Source organism: Phyllobacterium sp. MT110 (genome assembly GCF_058792715.1).
Genome location: NZ_JBXAFE010000009.1, coordinates 16756 through 34380, shown reverse-complemented (window position 1 = coordinate 34380; position 17625 = coordinate 16756). Strand labels below are relative to the sequence as shown.

Genomic DNA, 17625 nt, shown 5'->3' with positions numbered 1-17625 from the left:
GAAACGCGTGATGGGATACCCGCCCGACAATGAAGCGCCCTCACCGCAGTTGACAATCACCGTGTCAGCGCTCCTTGTCCCCGTCGCAGGACCGTCCCTGTGAGCCGCTCACGCAGCCCTGCGGCCGGCCTCTTCGCCAAGTTTTCGTCGCAGCGTGTCGATGGCCTGCTCCTGACGAGCCAGTTTGCCGGCGAGCCCATCGAGTTCAAGACGCCGTTCGAATTGAAGCCGATCGAGATGTGCCTGAAGAAGCATCCGGTCGTTTCGGCACCACCGCGTTCCGGACCGCTTGCGGGAGGGGTGTCTCGCCTTTGCCTTCTGTGTGATCGCAATGCGTTCGGCGCGGCCTGCGATCTGCCGATGAACGAGATCGAGGTGCCGGCGGGTCTCGCGATGCGCAGTCTCCATTCGCTTCAACAGCACGCGAGGATTGACGGGTTTCATCCGACCATCCTCCGCGCGTCCCAGCCCACGAAGCTCGACCGACCGTCGTAGAGTTGATGTCGGTCGGGATCGATGACGAAACCGAGTGGGCTTCGGGTGACATATTCGGGACTTGGCACAAGATAGCGCCGCTCCTCGGCAGAATGGTCGCGTTTCCCGCCGAGTGTGGCGATCACTTCGGTCATGCCAGGACGCGGGTCAGAGAGGATGGCGGAAATGACCACCCAATCGCCGGCATGCGCGTCATCGAAAAGCCTGCGGGCCTTTTCCCAGGATTGGCCAGGATCCAGCACGCAACCATGGATTGTTTCCCACGCGTCCGGCCAGCTATTGCGGATCGCGTCGCCGGCGACCCGGCGCTCGTAAGTGGTGAAGAGATCCGGGAAAGTCAGCGCGACGATCGCCCATTCGGCATCTTCTTCGTACCACGGGGTCTCCTTGCGAAGCGAAGGATGGATCCGCAGATTGCGTTCCATCGACAGGTGAAATCCGCCGTGGCCGGCCGTCATGTGTGAGGTTATGCCCTCGGCATAAACCGTCGCCATTTGCGAGGCGCCCCATGGGGTGCTGCAGGCGATCCTCGTTTCGACACGGGCAAAAGCTGCAAGCTCACGACGGTGCTCGGCCGTCTCGAACACCCGATCGCGGAATGCCGCCTCGTCGTCCAGCCGGCCTTCGTGACCGAAAAAGTCAGCGCGCGTCATCTCGGCAAGTGGCCGGGATACGCACCAGGCACTGGCAAGGAAGCCGCCGCCATCGACCAACGACAGCATCGCGAGGGTGATATCGCCGATCCGGGCGACCGGGAAATCATCAGCACTGCGCGCGAACTCGACCCCTGAATTTTTGGGGGTCATTGCATCATGGGAGTTGGCTGGCCTGCTCATGCCACCCTCCCCTCTATCCGGTCGGCGGCGACTTCATCCGCTGTGACCTCGCGCAACATCGTATTGGTGAAGCCACAGCTCCGTAGCCAGATCTCGGCATGGTCCCGATTGGCTGCAAGATGCAGGAGCTCAGCATCCTCGGCATCGCCATCGAAAATGCGGATGGAGCCGATCTGAGGCCGTTCGAGCACGGCGAAAGTCAACACGCAATCGACTGAAAATGTCCTGAAGTCGGGGCCGATGATGACACCGAGATCGTCGACACCGTCGGTGGTAACCTTGAAGCATGCGGGAATGCGAGACTGTGCCATGACAGCATGGCTGCGTTTACGCACCAGCCGTCCAACGGCATTGTCGCGTTTCCATCCCGCGAGTGTGTGAATTCTGTCCTCGGGAGGACGAGGCCTGCCGTCCGACCAGGAAATGACGGCGCCGACCGGCGCAAGGTCGAAGATCATGAGTGCGGACATCTATGTCCTCCTTCTCAATAGGGGAATTGAACACGAGAGCGCCGCCGGACAGGGCCCGGCGGCGGTAGATGACTTCGATGTACAAAGGGAATGGTGGCCTATGCGGCGGCCTTGTCCTCGGAGGGGCTTTCCTGGCTGCGCGTTACCTCTTCCAGCACGGCGTGCGGATGCCGGTGGCGGGTGAGCCATTCTTCCGCAGCAGGACGATCGTCAGCGATATGAACGAGCTCCGCGCCCTCGCCGGCGCGATCGAAGACCCGCACCGAACCGATCGCTGGCCGCTCGACGACAGAGAAACTCAGGGAGCAGGCTCCAATATCGAAGGTGCGATAGACGCGGAGTACGATGGTGCCGTTGCTGCCATGGTCACCTTCATGGATGGTGAAGCAGTCAGGCGCGGTGTAGCTGCCACGGGTCTGGCTGGGCTGCTTGCGGATCAGGCGGCCGGAGCTGTTTCTGGTCTTCCAGGCAGCGAGCTTTTTCTTGTGACGCTCCGGCGGCTTGGGCGTTCCATCAGACCAGGAAACGATGGAGCCGATCGGAACGAGCGTGAAAACGAGAGACGCGGACATGCGATTTCTCCTGAAGATTTGAGGATCTGTAAACGAAACCGCCGCTGGTGATAGGCCGGCGGCGGAAACGATCTTGATGAGAGCACCGCCCCTATTCGGCGGCGATGCCGTAGGCACTGTCTTCGTCGTCGGACTCCGGAGTGTGCGATCCGTCGTCCGTGTCAGCCGGATCCTCGCCCGGTTCATCATCGCCGGCTTCGGACGGGTCGCTGTCAGCCACCTCGGTTTCAGCCTCGGCATCCTCGGAGACGGCAATCTCCTCCTCGTCACTGCCCGAGCCGTCGTCATCGGCGTCGATGACCTCGCCACGCTTGATCAGATCTGCCACGTCGCCGGCCTCCGGCGCGAAGAGAGCCGAAGCGTGCACGAAATGGCCGTCCTGGTAGTGGTCGACCAGCGCAGCGCGGGTTTCCCTCACCTTCTGGCGCGGAACGACCGAAGCGTCCTTGCAGGATGCTTCCAGCGCCTGGCGCGACAAGCAAAGCAGGAAGTCTCCGGTTCCCATATTCGGCAGATAGCCATCCGCCCCGATGGCATCGCCCGCAATCCGGGAGATGACGCCGCTGTTCGACATGCCACGGCGGCATGACAGCACCTCAACCAATGTCGAGCGGGCAACGACCCGCAATGTGTCGAGATCGAAGGACAGCTTGCCATTCTCGTCGATCAGGCGAACGACATGACGGGCGAAACGCTTCTGGCCGAAGACAGTGTCACCCGCGCCGGAATCGACGCGTACGTTGGTCCCGGCAAAGGCCAGGACGAGCAGAGCAAGCAATGTATCGTCCTCAATCGGCGCGCGACCGAGCGCCTCATGCAGGGCGTCCGTGCGGAAATCACCGACCATGTCGAGACCCTTCTGGGTGACATCCGGGCGCGGCTTTGCCCCGACGATCGTGTCGTCGGCCTCGCCGGCACCGCCCGCCGTCGCACCACCGGCGCCCTTCGGCTTCTTCACCTCGGGGAGACGATAGTGGACCGTCTGCACTTTCCCGTCACGATCGAGATACATGCCTGCATGGTCCGATTTCTGTGGCTTACCGTAGACACGCTCTGCCTTCTTCGGCAGTTCGGGCTGTCCCCAGGAATTGACCTCGACGATGGCACCGCGCTTGGGCAGGTTGGCGGTCATCCATTCGTGCTGAGCACCGAGGAAACCTTCAACGTTGGCTGTGTAACGCGTGTCCTCGTCAGCGGGAGCGAAGAGGTCTTCGACCCATTCGACACCATAGGCGGCCGCAAGATCGTCGCCGAAGCTCGCATCCTTGGCGTACATGCGCTTCTTGGCGAGCGCATTGGAGATCTGGTGCCAGGATGCCCGCTCGCCCTTCTTCGGCTTGTTGGCCTTCCAGACCTGCTTCTGTTCTTCGACGCTGGCGGCTGCGATCGTGCGAAGCTGCTGCTCGGACGGCATGTCGCCGAGCGCCATCTGATCGAGCATCGCAGGCAACACATTCGCAAGCAGCCTGAGCTTGCGGACCTGCCGTACCTGCAAAGTGAGCGCCAGCGCGATCGCTTCCTCGGTCCAGCCGAGAGCGACGAGGCGTTCGACGCCGCGCCATTGGTCGACAGGGTTGAGCGGCTCGCGTGCCGTGTTTTCCACCATGGAGCGCATCGCACCATTGTCGTTTGCCGCCTCATCGACGAGAACCTGAATTTCCTCGAGGCCTGCGGCGATTGCCTGGCGCACGCGGCGATGGCCGGCATCGATGATATAGCCGTTGCCACCATCCTTCTCGGGTTCGACGACCGGTGGCTGGATAATGCCGACGGCCTTGATGGTGGCCAGAAGAAGCGCATCGGCTTGTGCCGATGATTTCGACTGACGGGTCTTGTCGGGATTGTCTTTCAGCGCGCGTGGATCGAGCGTGACAAGATACATGGGTTTCTCCTTGACCGGATGCGGAGCGGCCCTTTGCCACTCCTGTTCGCGTCTTCTTTTTTCCGAAGACACCTTCCGGCCCGCGGGGCGGCCGGACCGGCGCAACTGCGGCCGAGCGTCCCTGCGGCGAAGGACAAGCGGGGCCGACGGCCTTGCGAAGGACGAGTTGCCGGGATGCGGCAGGCGGCAGTTGAGCGCAAGCGTCGGCGGGAGGACCGATCTGCGACCGGTTCTTCTTCCCCCTTTTCTTCCTCCCTATTCATTTTGCGCCCACGGATCGAAAGGGACAGGGCGATGCCACCTCTTGCGAGGAGCGCGACAGCGGAGTTGAGCGGAAGACAAAAAAAATGGGCCCTCGGAAACCGCGGCCCATGAAGTGTGGAGATTTTGAACCTCCAGAGGGGAACAGCTGATGCGACGGAACTGGGAGGTGACCGTCCAAATGCATCAGCTGTGTGCTCTATGGCTAGTTTCTGAGCAGACAGAAACTATTTATTGTGCAATGCAGCCATGCGAATGCTGCACCGCCTTTATGAATGGACCCAATTGCCGAGCACAGTTCCGCTGAGCACATGCCCGGAAACGGGTTGGAATTCTGTGGTCCGGATGCTGCTTTGCCCGAAGATTGAGCGCTTTCGCGGTTTCGTCGCGATGTCTTGGGCGAACGAAGTCTACCACACCGCTGCTACGTGAAGGGATCCCACGGATTGACAAGTTTCACGCCCATACCCGCAAAATCCTTGTTGTTGCGCGTGACGAGTGTCATGCGCCGGGTGAGCGCCGTCGCGGCGATATAGGCATCGTTGATCGGCTTGGGGTCAGGCACATGCCATTCGGCTGCCTGCAAGGCCGCCGCCTCGTCAAGGGGAAGAATGCGACCCGAGAACGCTGTGATAACCGTGTTGTCCAGCCAGTTGCGCAATACCTTCCCGGCGGCGCTATCATTGTGTTCCACCAACCGCACGCCGATCTCAAGCTCATGCAGCACGACGGAAGAAATGAACGTTTCGTCCGGATCTACGGTTTCATTCCAGACCACGACATTGGGATGTGCCTTGCCGCTCACAATCTTGCGCAGTTCGGAGACAACATTCGTATCGAGCAACAGCATCAGGTCAGGTCAACTGCCTGCGCTCGTTCCGTCCGCGGCGAAAGTGGCAAGTCAATTTCGCCCGCACCCGGTGCGGCCAGCATGTCGCCAAGCGTCCGCATTTTTCCGGTCAGCCGTTTATATTCGTCGAACGACAAGAGGACATGCGCTGGCCGTCCTCTGTCGGTGATAATGACTGGACCCTCGTTGGCCGCGCGTTTTGCACGGCCAAGATCGTGATTGAGTTCCCGGCCTGAAAGCGTGGTGACCGTCATGACAATCCTCCAAAATATCGTGGTTACGTAACTACATTTAGCTCGCATCACCTTAAATTGCAAGATAAGCCACGCCAGCTGGCGCATAGAATGCGGGAACGAAATCCTCGCGTACTGGTATATTGCGCTCCCGTTTGTCGGATGCGCAACCCTCGCCAATCACTTAGACGGGCCACCGCGTGTGAAGAAAAAACAACGCGCTTGCCACACGCCACCCACTCGTTGATGCTGGATTCCCGTCAATTGTGATAGGCAGGATGCTTTAAGCATGGCAGAATCCCGTTCGCCGCGGCTTGCGGTACTTATCGACGCTGACAACGCGTCTGCGAAAATCGTTGATGGCCTGTTTGAAGAAATTGCCAAGATCGGCGAAGCGAGTGTTCGACGCATCTATGGCGACTTCGCCAATGCCCGTTCAAAGGCGTGGACCGACGTTCTCGCAAGACACGCAATCATTCCCCAGCAGCAGTTCGCCTACACGGCCGGCAAGAATGCTTCCGATATCACGCTTGTCATCGACGCGATGGACCTGCTGCATAGTGGTCGCTTCGACGGTTTTTGCCTGGTATCTTCCGACAGCGATTTCACCCGCCTCGCCTCTCGCATCCGTGAACAAGGCATCGACGTCTTCGGTTTTGGAGAGCAGAAGACGCCTGAAAGTTTCAGGCAGGCCTGCCGGCGTTTCATCTATACCGAAAATCTGTTGCCCGTGGCTGCCGCGAACGGGACAGATGCGGTACAGGTGACAGCCTCCCTCCAGCCCCCGACAGCCGCCACGCCCATCATCAGGAAGGTCATCGCCCAGATGGAGAGCGAGGATGGATGGGTACCGCTTGGCGCCGTCGGCAATCAACTTGCAAATCTCGCTTCGGATTTTGACCCGCGAACTTATGGGTTTCGCAAGCTGAGCGATCTCGTGAGGAAAACGAACGCCTTCGATCTGGAGTATGCAGAGGGCCGCCCGCTGCGAATCCGGGTGAAGCAAAAATCAGGAAAAAAGAACTGATAGAACTTGTGTGCCGCGTGTGAGACTTAGTCGGAATATACAAATTATTTGACTATTTTGCAAATGCCAGCGGTTCTGCGTGCGTGAACAGCCAAGGACAGGCATCAAACACGATTTGTCCCCCACGATCAGCGGGGGACAAGAGATGGAAGCGATCAGGCTGCCTGTTCAACACCTTGGCTGTCCTCACGCATCGAGGCGGCCAAGGCCTCATCGACATCGCTTAACTGGCGACGCTTCAAAGCAAGCTCTTCAGCGAAGGCGAAACTCCCGCCCTCACGTGTGCGATATGAAACGAGCCGTCGGCGAGCGTCTTCGAGGCGATGGCGATAACGATCACGCTCCTCCTCGAACCCATCGAGCGCATGTTCGAGGCGAGAGATCGCCCCGAGCGGTGTCACCGTCACGGCCAGATCGACCTCGTAGTCCGCACCGGTGCGCTGCAGCAACGTCGCATAACGATAGCCCTCGGCTTTTCCAAACCGTTCCCCCTCATAGACGAGATCGAACCCGCCGATCGATGCGAGATGAACCTCGCCGTGCTGGCGAAGCTGTACGAGCGTCAGGATTTCCCGCATCAGCGCCCGACCGGCGTCCTTGCGTTCATCTTGGACCTCACCGAGAACTGTCATGGTGAAGGAATCCGCTGCGGTCGGAATAGACCGCTTCAAGTCCTCACCGATCTCACCAATCCGGCGGGTCGCGGTTTCGATGTCACGCTCGGCGTCACGGATCTGGCGTCGAACAGCATATTGATCGTCGTCGTGCGCGGCGCGCAACCGTTCGAGCCGGGCGATATCGGCTTCCAGACCTGCCTTTTGCATGAGCCTCTCGTCACCGCTGGCGATCGCTTTCGCCATCGCGAACTGGTTGGCCTGGCCCTCGCCCAGATCCTCAAGCCTGCGGATCGAGGTGTCGCCGCTCAACGCGGCAGCGATGAACCTCGCCTTGCGCTCATTGTTCTGCCACATCGACGCATCAAGGCTGCCCTCCGTCGCGTAGGCGAAAATATCGACCTCGTCATGCTGGTTGCCCTGTCGCACGATCCGGCCCTCGCGCTGTTCGATCTGGGAAGGGAGCCACGGCACATCGAGGTGATGCAAGGCTTTCAGGCGTAACTGCGCGTTGACACCTGTTCCCATTGTCTCGGAGGATCCGAGGAGGAAGCGTACCCTGCCGGCACGCACGTCGCCGAACAAGCGTTGTTTCGCCTCGGTCTTCTTGTAGTCCTGCATATAAGCGATTTCGGAAGCGGGCACGCCGAGGCGGATCAGTTCATCACGTATCCAGCGGTAGGCCGAGAAGCGGCGTGTCTTCTCGACATTTATGGTCCCCAGATCGGAAAAGATCATCTGGGCCGCACCCGGCAGATCGTAGTCCTTGCCATCCGGGCGGCTATAGATGCTTTCACCTGTCTCCTGCCAGATCCGGAAAGCGTTGCGGACGAGCATGTTGAGTTTGTTTTCGTCCTCGTTGTCGTTCGCCGGCATGACCAGACGAAGATCGATTGCCGCATGGCGACCATCGGTGATCACCGACAAGAGAATGTCGTCACCGGGCTGCGCCGGTCCCTCTCGCATCTCGATTGCCTTGATACGCGCTTCGAGGATTTGCTGATACATCTTGAAGGCAGGCGTCGGCTTAGCGGTGACGATCTGGCGGCGGCCCGTCGAAATCGCCGGCACCCTGACATATTCGCGAAGATCGTCGGGCATCACGACGTCGGCGAAGGCGCGGAACATGGCGATCAGTTCCGGCACATTCACGAAGCTCGCAAAGCGGCTGACAGGGCGGTACTTGCCGGACGGCTGGATCTCCAGTTCCGTTGACGTATCGCCGAAGCAACTCGCCCAGGCATCGAATTCATGCAAGCCACGTTCGGCAAGCGCCTCATGTCCAAGCAGCCGCTGGATCGAGAACATCTCGCCGAGTGTATTCGTAATAGGCGTCCCCGATGCCAGAACGAGGGCTCGACCCGGATTTCGTGTTTCAATGTAACGCGATTTCACATAGAGATCCCAGGCGCGTTGCGATCCGTTCGGATCGATGCCTTTCAACGTCGACATGTTGGTCGCGAACGAAAGCTTGCGGAACTCCTGGGCTTCATCAACGACGATCTGGTCGACGCCAATTTCAGAAATCGTCAAGAGGTCGTCCTTGCGCGTCGACAGCGCCTCCAGGCGCTCTTGCAATCCCTCCTTCAACCGTTCCAGCCGCTTGCGTGAGACACGGTCCTCACTGTCGACCCGGGTTAGCAGCTCCTCATAAAGCTCCAGCTCGTCGTGGATCATGCCTTGTTCGAAAGCTGAGGGAACACCGATGAATTTGAAGGCCGAATGGGTGATGATGATCGCATCCCAGGTCGCGGTCGCGGCGCGCGATAAGAATCTCGCCCGCTTGTCCTTGCTGAAGTTGGTCTCGTCCGCGACCAGAATGTTGGCGGATGGATAGAGCGCAAGAAACTCACGCGCGGCCTGAGCCAGGCAATGGCCTGGCACGACCTGCATGGCTTTGGCGATCAATCCGAGACGCTTTTGCTCCATGATGGCGGCGGCCATCGTCATGGTTTTCCCCGCACCGACGGCATGCGCGAGATAGGTGGAGCCGGCGGAAATGATGCGCCATATGCCACGCTTCTGGTGCGAATAGAGGTGGAAGGCCGCGCTGGCGCCGGGCAGTTTCAGATGCGAGCCGTCAAAGACCCGAGGCGCGATGTTGTTGAAGCGGTCGTTGTAAATTCTGGCCAGCCGGTCGGTGCGACCCGGATCGATCCAGACCCACTTCTGAAATGCCTCCTTGATCTTTTGGAGTTTGTCGCGTGCGGCTTCGGTGTCGACCACATTCAGGATGCGCCGTTCGCCACCGATATCCTTGATCACGTCGAAGATCTGCGGCACGCGGGAGTTCAGGGCATCGGCGAGTAGTTCGCCGGCATCGCGCCGGCTGGTCCCCCATTCGGACGTACCTGCGGCACTGTATCCGAGCTGGCGCGCCTCGACCGTCCAGCTTCCCAGTTCCGGCATGTGATGGATACGGATGTCGGCACCCATCAACTCGTTGACAAAATCCACGACGTCGGCTGCGGGGATCCAGGGCGCGCCTAGGCGGGCGGTAATGTCGGAAGGCCGAAGATCAGCCGGCTGGACAGCCTGCAATGCTCGGACATTCCGCGCGAAAGCTGGATCGAGCGCCGCGGCGGCCTCCGCTTCTGTCAGTCTGGTGCGAACCGGACCAGAGAGATAGGCGTCAGAGGTCTGCCAGGAGCCGTCTGCGGGATTTTGGAAGATTGCCTCCCCGAGGTCTTCGATCACCTCCTCGGCGGACATGTGCAACAGTTCGGCGATGTGCTCGAGGTCGACACGTCCGCGTTCGTTAAGCACAACAGCCAGCGCATCGCCAGCGCTGGTGATGACAGGTGCGACCGGTGGCGCTATCACCCGTTCAGAGAAGATCGGACCGGGCTTTGCCGTGTCGGTGTCGAGGTCGTAGTCCTCAATTGACGCGACCAACCAGCAATCGGGATCGTCCCTGAACGGCGCGAGGTTCGGCTGGCGATGGCTCTCACGCATCTCACCGGTCTGTTCGTCCTCGCTGATTGAGACCGTGGTATGATTGATCGGGCCGAACTCCCGAACAAAGGCACCCCAGGCGATGCGTAACCGGACCTGAAGATCCCGCCAGGGTCGATCCTGCTCCTGGGCCTTCAGCACCTCACGAACGGCATCGCGGATCGGCAGGAGCTTGCGAATGATTCGGGCATGCTTTTCGGGGATACCGTCGCTGCTGCGACCCTTGCGGATGCCGATCGGAACGGGGGAACCGTCAATCAACTGCATGAGGTTATGCTGGCCGTCGAGGAAAAAGCTGCCTTCGCGGACTTTGGCGTTATCGGGCTTCAGGTCGACGATCTCGGCGAGCTCTTCTTCCAGATCGAGATCGATGATGCTCGGCTCGCCATCATAGAGATGTTCGGGAAGCAGAGAGATCGCGGCCTTCAGCAGAATCTCAAGGTCCTCGCCGGGACGCGGCTGGCATGTATAGGTTTCGCCAAACGGGCCGGAGGTGAGGGCATGGTCACCGAGCACAAAGACGGGATGTCTGGCGAACCAGCGATTGACACGGATCGCGCCTTCATCGGCGGTGGCTGGCCGGATTTCGTCAACGTCGAGCCAGGTGACATCGCCTTCGGGCTCACCGGCCTTGCGTTTGCGGAAGAACAGGATGTCGACCACGACATCGGTACCTGCAGCCGCGCGGAACGCGCGTTCCGGCAGGCGAATGGCAGCGACAAGGTTGGCCGATTTCGCAATATGCTCACGGGCCGTCGTATCGGCCTTGTCCATCGTGCCGTGGGAGGTGACGAAAGCGGCGAGAGCGCCTGGCTTCAGCAGATCGATCGATCTTGCGATGAAATAGTCATGCAATCTGAGACCGAGACCGCGATAGTTACGATCGGAGCGGACAGTTCGATCAGAAAACGGCGGATTGCCGATGGCGAGATCGTAGATCACCCCGAGATCGGTGCGGGCAAAATCACCATTAACGATCCGGGCCTTCGGCTGGAGGAGACGGACAATCCGGGCGGTGACCGGATCAAGCTCGATGCCGGTGACATAGCTGGATGCCCGGAAGGCCTGCGGCATCAATGCAGGGAAAAGACCGGTACCGATGCCGGGTTCAAGAACGCGGCCGCCGCGCCATCCCAGACGTTGAAGACCTGCCCACATCGCACGGATGATGAACTCCGGTGTGAAGTGGGCGTACTGCGTGCAACGCGCCAGCGAGGCGTAGTCCGTCTCGGAAACCACACTTTCCAGCGAACCGCCAAGGTCGTCCCAGCCATCCCTGAATTCGACCTCGCCGGGGCGACGGAACATGCCGCTCGCCAGTTCGGAGGCTCCGAAACCGGTAAAACGGATCAGGCGCTTCTGGTGTTCGCGCGTGACCGGAACGTCGAGCTTCTCGATCTCGTTGGCGGAGAGGATGGCGGCGACATTGATCCGGGCGCGCTCCTTCCAGCTTTTCGGAAGGTCGCGATCATCGTCATCAAGATAGAAGTTGAAACGATCGCCCATCTTGCCTGGCAAGGGTGGTTTGGCCGCAACAACCGGTAACGGGACGACATGCGCTTCAGGCGCGGTAGCTGTGTTTTCATGCGCTGCCGGTCCGGGGGCAAATTCTTCAGTCGTGCCAAGGCCAAAACCAAGCCCGGAAGAGAGCGCAGTATTGCCGAACATATCGAGGGAAAAGGGATCGTTGGACATCGGATGAATGCTCCTGAAAAAAGACGAGCGTCATCGACCGGATGAACCGGCGTGGCGCTCGCGTGGAAGGGGGAAGGTTGTGGTTGCAGCGGACGATGATGCGTCAGCCGCGTTGGATGACCGAGATCTGCATCGCGTCTTCCTCAAAGGCGAAAGACAGATGCGTACCGCCAGGGCTGGCCGCGATCATGGCCTCGAGGCTCTCGGCATCGATGAAATCGACACCATCATCGCCCCCGAAGGTCTGGCGTTTGACCTCGAACCAGTCGTCGTTTTGCTCGGGGTGGCATTCTTCGGCATAGACGACCAATGGCTTGCCGTTTTCGGGCAACTTTCCGTTGGACATCAAATACACCCCATGATCTCCAACAAGCCAGAGGCCGGGCTTTTCGCCCTTTCCGGGTTCGAGGCCATAATAGGGATCGCGGAAGCCGCCATTGGCCTCGGCGTCGGCGCGACCACGTGCGATGACGTCGAGGACGGATTGGACCGGGAAAGTCAGCATGGTCGATCCTCCGTCAGACCGCGATGGGAAGCGGCGGGATCTCATTTGCCACCGACGCTGGTTTTACGGCGGCCGCAGGTGACGGCGGCGTTGGATCCGGATCGTCATCATTGGCGGCCAGTGGAATGAGGCGGCTTTCCGATCCGCCAGGCCGTCCTGCAAACGGTCGGCGCGATGAAGGGGGGAAGAACTTCATGGGCATGTCTTTCACCATTGGTTGGGACGAACGACCATGCCGCCGGATCTCGATCCGTCGGAGCATAGCATTCGCAGTTTCGGGATTTGGACTGGAGAAATTCGGCGCTGTCCTCGCCTCTTCAGACTTTCCAATCCAGCTTTTCACCGCTGCATTGGCGATGGCCGGTCAAAGGCCGCTTTAGCGGCGAAGCCCGCCCTTGACGGGCTGGAGCCACATGCGGCAGGGGTCTTCTTTTCTTCCCCTTCCTTTCCCCTTCACAGGGTCCGGAACCAGAAGCGACGGTCGGCCTCCAGCCGTACTCGCTTGGCGCACGCCTCCCATTCTGGCATCAGCCGCGCCTTGCAGCGTATGATAAGGCGTGTCACACGGCGCGACCGTTCGTCATCATCGCCAAACAGATCAGGGTTGGCCCTGAGGCGCCACAGAAGACGCTCATAGTTCATCGGAGCCACTCCAGACGTCCGCAACGTCGTCGTCCAGTCGAACTTCAAAGGGGCCGGGCCAGTCCCGGATCCATTGTGGAGCATCACCTTCGTGACGCAGATCATCCCTGATCTGCGCATTGGCATCCCACTCTGCCTCTGTCGGAAATCGTTCGAGGAGCAGTGACAGCGCCACGGTCCAGTCTTTTGGTTCAGAGACATCAACCTCGATCGCCTGATCATGGCGCCAGATCTGGGGCACGAATGTCAGTGTCACGCGCCGGTCTTCCAGCGAGACGAAGGGCGGACGCCGATGTCCGTCATCCAATATTTGCGGCTCGTGGTCTGGACTGTAGCTCCGGGTTTTCTCATAGTCCGGGTCGTCCGCTTCATCGACGAGATAGCCGACCACTTCCTCGGCATAGCCGGCCTCGATCACGCCGATACCGCGGGGATTGAGGCTGACGGCAAATCCGTTACCAAACAGACGTTCGTCGGCCGCGGTCATAGCGGCCCGGTGGTTTGTGGCATCGACTTCAACCTTGACCCGGACCACGGCGTAGACATGCACGAAATGCTTGCTGCACGCGGGATCGGCAGAAACCTTTGCAATTGCCGGCGGGATGGAAGATGGTGCATTCTCGCTCATCGACGTCCTCCCTCATGCATTTCCAGCTTCTTCAGCACGCGGGCGGCGGCATCCTCGAGCGGTGTTGCGAAGTCAGGACCATTCTCTGTCCATTCAAGCACTTCGAGAACCGCCGGGATAAATCCATAGTCGAACGGTGCATGGCGATCGATCAGCTCCCGTCCAAGATGGTCATGGATCTGGAGCGCGCAGATGGCAGCCGGCCGCGCCCAGCGCCGCAGTTCGATCGAACCGAGATGAGTCCAGAGCAACATCAGAGCGTGAATGTTCCGCACCAGCGGCTTGTCGTGTTCGAAGAGGATACGGTAGTCCTGCATGGCCTCCCAGCAGCACAGGGCGGCATCGAGTTGTCGGCTATGGATGTCGGCCATGGCCGGCGCAGGCGTGGCGAAGGACTCGATGAACCGGCGGATCGTGGTCAGCGAGTTGCGACCGCCCGCATCGAGCAGGAACTGGTCGTGCGGCAAACGCCCTGTCATCTGGCGGTCGATCGCACTGCGCATTCGCTCAAGAACCGGATCGGCTTTTGAGAGATCAGGCATGCCGGGCAGGTATCTCAGGCCCTCGGCCGGCCTTTGTATCTCGTTTGCTGCGCGCAGTTCCTCGAAGAGATCACCGCTGGAACGGCCTGCGCATTCCGTTGCGGTGATCAGCATGATGCAGGCAGCGAAACTGTCGGGTCTCTGCGATGGATGCGGGACCATTCGAGTACGCGGACTTCCGAAAGCGTTTCGGAGCGTGCGACAATGTCCTGTAGAATGAACTCCCAGGAGCTTGGTCGCAGATCGATTTCGATCCGGTCCCGACCATCGATCTGGTCGCGCCAGCATTCGGCAACGATCCGGTTCAGCTCGCTCTTCGGTGAGCGGCGAGACGTTTCATAGGCCACCGATAGATCGCCCGCGGCCAGGCTGAACGTCAGGGCAGCGCCACTGTCGGTATAGAGCAACAGCGCGTTGTCCACCTCACCTGCATCGAACACGCTGGAGAGAACCAGCCGTTCAAGTTCGGTGATATCGGTAAGTGGGATCGCCGGGTCGATGACAATGGTGGTTTCTAGGTCGCCCATGGAACTCTCCTTTTTGGAAACGGACAGGCCCGAAGCGATGCTCCGGGCCAGCTGATCGAAATGAAGTTTGTTGACCGCCGCGTTGCTGGTGTCAGTCAGTCCTCGGGCAACAGCTGCTGCACCTCCTCGGCACAAAGATGCGCGAGCAATTTGAGAACAGGCCGGAAGCCGGGCCTGCGAATAACGATGGTCCTGAAGCCTTCATTGCCGGGCGGCCAGATCTCGTCGGCATAGCCGCGGTCTGCACCCGCAGCATTCCAGATGCGTTCGAGCTTTTCCTGGCGGATGTCGAGGACAGGTTTGCCGGATTCGCGCGCAACAATCGCCGCCCGCATGGTTTCAGGCGTCACGGCGGGATCGGTGACGCTGACGAAACCGTGGAACCAGCGTTCGCCATCACCGGTCACGAGGCTGAAGAGGACGGACCGGATCTGTTCGGGACGGCGTCCGGGGAGAACAGTCAGACCTCCGGGCCGTAGACTGGCGAGAAACAAACCGGCCATCGCGCGCGCCGCGGGCTCCTGCAGCTCGAACCACTCACCAGCGTGCAGGATACCGGTGAATCGTCGCAGGGACATGGGTGCTGTATCGTGCCTCGACAGCAGCGCTCGAACTTCAGTTGCAGACGCCGTCCCCGTGTGGATCCGGTCCGTCGTCGAGGAATACTGGATTGCCGTGCCGGTAATGCGCATGACACTGCCGCCAAAGCCGTCTGCGCACATCTTCGAGCAGGTAAACGCCGCCCAGACCACGATTTCCTCGATGGTATTGGAGCGCCGCACAATATCCTGCAGGATCTCGGGCCAACCACCCTGGCTGGTGGTCAGGTCGATCTCGATATAGAAGCCACGCTCGGCCTCGTCTTTGGCATCGAATGCCGCAAGCAGGTTGGCGATATACTCGTTGAACCGGCTTTCCGATCCAGGAGAGCCTTCAAGCGCCACGCGCAGTTCGTCTTCGCGTGGCGAGATCAGTTCGTTAGGACTGTTCCAGGTGCTGAAGAAGGTCCCGTCGCTCCACGCCTCTTCATCGAAAACAAGAGAGAGCATCAGACGCTCGAGCGGTGTCATGTCGCTTGCCGGGATGTCCGGCGTCACGACAGTCTCGGTGCGGTAGTCTGCCATGTCACGCCCCCTCACGCTGCGATGAAAACGGGAAGGTGGCGCAGATGCACGGGCAGTTTCGCGGCGATCTCGTCGTCGGTCAGGTCTTCCAGCAGCTTGAGCGTGGTGCCTGCCGCGCCACCATAGAGGATGATCGTTTTCTTGCCGCGTAAGGCATATGGCCAACGGTCGCCGGCATAGCCGCGATAATCATCGGCCGTGCTACTCCAGATATGGTTCAGGCGCTCATCCCGGGTCATGGCACGCACCGGCCGGGTTTCGCGCTCGGTGATGGCAAGCCGCATGTTCTCGACTGAAGAGGTATCAGAGAGATCGCAATAGCCGTGGAAGTGGCGGATGGCTCCGTCTATGCGCAGCGCGAAGAAGACACTGGTGATCGATCCGGTCAGAAACTCGCGCATGGCGAACATCGACCCGCAGATCCACAGGGGTGGCAGGATCTCGAACATGTAATCGTGTTCGTTCTCGCGGATCTCGAACCATTCTCCGCTGTAGAGCGATGTTGCATCGCCATTCCAACGATCAGGTCGCTGGGCGTGGCGGTCGAACATGCGGAACATCTGGTGGCGGTCGGCGACCCCCTGATAGACCTTGCGGATTGCGGGTGAGGTATTCATTTTCGGCTCCCTGTGAGTTGTTCCGGACCGATGCGCGGCGCTGTCCTCTCGACCTCACCATCCTCTTCAGTCCTTCACCACCCCTCCCCAGCCGCCGGCATCGCGATCGGCAGGGTCAAGGGCCGGCTTCAGGCCGGGCGAAGCTTCCCTTGATGTGGCCGGCGCGTATGCCGCACGCCTTCCCTTTCCCCCCTTCTTTTTCTTCGTTCCGCCTCCCCCTCTTGCAGAGCCTCGTTCCAGTCGTCTGCAGGAGGCCGCAATCGCTGCCAGCCGCAGCCCGCTTCTTCGGCAAGGGTTCGAAGCCGATCGGCGAACGTGTCGCCCTGCGTGTCATTGTCAGTTGCCGCGACCAACTGGACGCCGGAAGAACCGGTAAGTACGCGCAGCGCCGCATCTGTTGCCGGAGACCACCCCCCGCCGGTACTGAGATAGAGGGTACCATCACGCAGACCCTCGAAGGCAGCAAGGCTCATGGCATCGATCGCCGCTTCAGTGACACAGAGCCTGGAAGCCGCAGACCCGCCGAGGCGAAACAGGATTTTGGTCCCGCCGGTCGAAAATCCTCTCCATTGCGGGCCGCGCTCCTCCCAACCGGCAATGACGCCAACATCATTCGTGTGGGCCGCCCACATACTGCCAAAGGGGCCTTCCCGAAGAAGGTTCTGCGATATGGCAGCTGTGAGTGTATGGGGAGGCAGCAATCTGTTCCTCGCGAGATAGTCCCATGTCTGCGAGCCCGGCCACGGTCTGCGTTGGCGGTCCCATCGTTCGGCAATTGCAAGGTTTGGTCCTCGGGCGCGACTAAGCGTGCGTCTGGCGGCTTCTTGCGGGACATAGCCGATCAGCTCGGCAACGCGATCGCGTGCTGCCTTGAACCCTCCACCATCCAGATGGGCGACGAGCGAGAATACATCACCCTTGGCTTCGGAAAGCGGGTCGAACCAACCATGGCCGTCGTGAATCGTGATGATGATTTCGCTGCCACGGCGATATTTTACCGCTCGTCTGGTGCTTTCCTTCAGATCAATGGAAAAGCCCGCCTTTTCCAGCACGGCAGAGCATGGCACACGGTTGCGCAGTTCCTCGATTTCTTTCTTTTCCATTCTTTTTCCGGCCTTTTCCAGCCGCCCTCTTTTCCACTCGAAATACC

17 protein-coding genes are annotated in these 17625 nt (G+C 60.2%); 1 reads left to right on the top strand and 16 read right to left on the bottom strand.

Going from position 1 to position 17625, the window contains the following annotated elements:
• Positions 1–108: 108 nt before the first annotated feature.
• From AC1Q5O_RS25785 to AC1Q5O_RS25755, 7 genes are all read right to left on the bottom strand, one after another.
• Positions 109–444, bottom strand: coding sequence for a hypothetical protein (locus AC1Q5O_RS25785; protein ID WP_055971827.1), 336 nt, complete (start codon positions 442–444; stop codon positions 109–111).
• Positions 441–1331, bottom strand: a complete 891-nt coding sequence (locus tag AC1Q5O_RS25780; protein ID WP_055971824.1) for a DUF7007 domain-containing protein — start codon at positions 1329–1331, stop codon at positions 441–443. The genes AC1Q5O_RS25785 and AC1Q5O_RS25780 overlap by 4 nt, the downstream gene beginning before the upstream one ends.
• Positions 1328–1801, bottom strand: coding sequence for a UCP036055 family protein (locus AC1Q5O_RS25775; protein ID WP_055971821.1), 474 nt, complete (start codon positions 1799–1801; stop codon positions 1328–1330). The genes AC1Q5O_RS25780 and AC1Q5O_RS25775 overlap by 4 nt, the downstream gene beginning before the upstream one ends.
• Before the next feature lie 98 nt (positions 1802–1899).
• Positions 1900–2373, bottom strand: coding sequence for a UCP036055 family protein (locus AC1Q5O_RS25770; protein ID WP_055971819.1), 474 nt, complete (start codon positions 2371–2373; stop codon positions 1900–1902).
• A gap of 91 nt (positions 2374–2464) precedes the next feature.
• A complete protein-coding gene (locus tag AC1Q5O_RS25765; RefSeq protein ID WP_055971816.1) occupies positions 2465–4255 on the bottom strand; it encodes a ParB/RepB/Spo0J family partition protein in 1791 nt (596 codons plus the stop codon).
• 685 nt (positions 4256–4940) lie between these two features.
• Positions 4941–5366 (bottom strand): type II toxin-antitoxin system VapC family toxin, encoded by a 426-nt coding sequence (locus AC1Q5O_RS25760; protein WP_479341284.1) that lies wholly within the window; start codon positions 5364–5366, stop codon positions 4941–4943.
• Complete coding sequence (locus AC1Q5O_RS25755) at positions 5366–5620, bottom strand: type II toxin-antitoxin system Phd/YefM family antitoxin (RefSeq protein WP_055971985.1); 255 nt, start codon at positions 5618–5620, stop codon at positions 5366–5368. The genes AC1Q5O_RS25760 and AC1Q5O_RS25755 overlap by 1 nt, the downstream gene beginning before the upstream one ends.
• 268 nt (positions 5621–5888) lie before the next feature.
• On the opposite strand from AC1Q5O_RS25755, the gene AC1Q5O_RS25750 reads away from it, so the two are divergent.
• A complete protein-coding gene (locus tag AC1Q5O_RS25750) occupies positions 5889–6626 on the top strand; it encodes an NYN domain-containing protein (protein WP_055971810.1) in 738 nt (245 codons plus the stop codon).
• Positions 6627–6781: 155 nt separating this feature from the next.
• On the opposite strand, the gene AC1Q5O_RS25745 is transcribed toward AC1Q5O_RS25750, so the two are convergent.
• The 9 genes from AC1Q5O_RS25745 to AC1Q5O_RS25705 all read right to left on the bottom strand — a co-directional run bounded on the left by AC1Q5O_RS25745 (position 6782) and on the right by AC1Q5O_RS25705 (position 17578).
• Positions 6782–11890, bottom strand: a complete 5109-nt coding sequence (locus AC1Q5O_RS25745; protein ID WP_055971807.1) for a helicase-like domain-containing protein — start codon at positions 11888–11890, stop codon at positions 6782–6784.
• A 103-nt stretch (positions 11891–11993) separates the two neighbouring features.
• Positions 11994–12395 (bottom strand): DUF3085 domain-containing protein, encoded by a 402-nt coding sequence (locus AC1Q5O_RS25740; RefSeq protein ID WP_055971803.1) that lies wholly within the window; start codon positions 12393–12395, stop codon positions 11994–11996.
• Between the two features lie 453 nt (positions 12396–12848).
• Positions 12849–13037, bottom strand: a complete 189-nt coding sequence (locus AC1Q5O_RS25735; RefSeq protein ID WP_147182085.1) for a hypothetical protein — start codon at positions 13035–13037, stop codon at positions 12849–12851.
• Positions 13027–13665: a hypothetical protein gene (locus AC1Q5O_RS25730; RefSeq protein WP_479341287.1), complete on the bottom strand. Its 639-nt coding sequence runs from the start codon at positions 13663–13665 to the stop codon at positions 13027–13029. Before AC1Q5O_RS25730 ends, AC1Q5O_RS25735 begins: the two co-directional genes overlap by 11 nt.
• Positions 13662–14321, bottom strand: coding sequence for a hypothetical protein (locus tag AC1Q5O_RS25725; protein WP_046802251.1), 660 nt, complete (start codon positions 14319–14321; stop codon positions 13662–13664). The genes AC1Q5O_RS25730 and AC1Q5O_RS25725 overlap by 4 nt, the downstream gene beginning before the upstream one ends.
• Positions 14315–14734: a hypothetical protein gene (locus AC1Q5O_RS25720; protein WP_046802252.1), complete on the bottom strand. Its 420-nt coding sequence runs from the start codon at positions 14732–14734 to the stop codon at positions 14315–14317. Before AC1Q5O_RS25720 ends, AC1Q5O_RS25725 begins: the two co-directional genes overlap by 7 nt.
• Positions 14735–14829: 95 nt before the next feature.
• Positions 14830–15858 (bottom strand): DUF1419 domain-containing protein, encoded by a 1029-nt coding sequence (locus AC1Q5O_RS25715; protein WP_052760285.1) that lies wholly within the window; start codon positions 15856–15858, stop codon positions 14830–14832.
• An 11-nt stretch (positions 15859–15869) separates the two neighbouring features.
• Entirely contained in the window at positions 15870–16475 is a 606-nt protein-coding gene (locus AC1Q5O_RS25710) for a DUF1419 domain-containing protein (protein ID WP_046802253.1), read from the bottom strand.
• Positions 16476–16603: 128 nt separating this feature from the next.
• The gene (locus tag AC1Q5O_RS25705) at positions 16604–17578 is read right to left on the bottom strand and encodes a DUF3991 and toprim domain-containing protein (protein WP_046802254.1); all 975 of its coding nucleotides are present in this window, start codon (positions 17576–17578) and stop codon (positions 16604–16606) included.
• Between the last annotated feature and the right edge of the window lie 47 nt (positions 17579–17625).

Coding starts and splice junctions, on each gene's coding strand:
- AC1Q5O_RS25785 (WP_055971827.1), bottom strand. CDS start 444: ATGAAACCCGTCAATCCTCGCGTGCTGTTGAAGCGAATGGAGACTGCG.
- AC1Q5O_RS25780 (WP_055971824.1), bottom strand. CDS start 1,331: ATGAGCAGGCCAGCCAACTCCCATGATGCAATGACCCCCAAAAATTCA.
- AC1Q5O_RS25775 (WP_055971821.1), bottom strand. CDS start 1,801: ATGTCCGCACTCATGATCTTCGACCTTGCGCCGGTCGGCGCCGTCATT.
- AC1Q5O_RS25770 (WP_055971819.1), bottom strand. CDS start 2,373: ATGTCCGCGTCTCTCGTTTTCACGCTCGTTCCGATCGGCTCCATCGTT.
- AC1Q5O_RS25765 (WP_055971816.1), bottom strand. CDS start 4,255: ATGTATCTTGTCACGCTCGATCCACGCGCGCTGAAAGACAATCCCGAC.
- AC1Q5O_RS25760 (WP_479341284.1), bottom strand. CDS start 5,366: ATGCTGTTGCTCGATACGAATGTTGTCTCCGAACTGCGCAAGATTGTG.
- AC1Q5O_RS25755 (WP_055971985.1), bottom strand. CDS start 5,620: ATGACGGTCACCACGCTTTCAGGCCGGGAACTCAATCACGATCTTGGC.
- AC1Q5O_RS25750 (WP_055971810.1), top strand. CDS start 5,889: ATGGCAGAATCCCGTTCGCCGCGGCTTGCGGTACTTATCGACGCTGAC.
- AC1Q5O_RS25745 (WP_055971807.1), bottom strand. CDS start 11,890: ATGTCCAACGATCCCTTTTCCCTCGATATGTTCGGCAATACTGCGCTC.
- AC1Q5O_RS25740 (WP_055971803.1), bottom strand. CDS start 12,395: ATGCTGACTTTCCCGGTCCAATCCGTCCTCGACGTCATCGCACGTGGT.
- AC1Q5O_RS25735 (WP_147182085.1), bottom strand. CDS start 13,037: ATGAACTATGAGCGTCTTCTGTGGCGCCTCAGGGCCAACCCTGATCTG.
- AC1Q5O_RS25730 (WP_479341287.1), bottom strand. CDS start 13,665: ATGAGCGAGAATGCACCATCTTCCATCCCGCCGGCAATTGCAAAGGTT.
- AC1Q5O_RS25725 (WP_046802251.1), bottom strand. CDS start 14,321: ATGCTGATCACCGCAACGGAATGCGCAGGCCGTTCCAGCGGTGATCTC.
- AC1Q5O_RS25720 (WP_046802252.1), bottom strand. CDS start 14,734: ATGGGCGACCTAGAAACCACCATTGTCATCGACCCGGCGATCCCACTT.
- AC1Q5O_RS25715 (WP_052760285.1), bottom strand. CDS start 15,858: ATGGCAGACTACCGCACCGAGACTGTCGTGACGCCGGACATCCCGGCA.
- AC1Q5O_RS25710 (WP_046802253.1), bottom strand. CDS start 16,475: ATGAATACCTCACCCGCAATCCGCAAGGTCTATCAGGGGGTCGCCGAC.
- AC1Q5O_RS25705 (WP_046802254.1), bottom strand. CDS start 17,578: ATGGAAAAGAAAGAAATCGAGGAACTGCGCAACCGTGTGCCATGCTCT.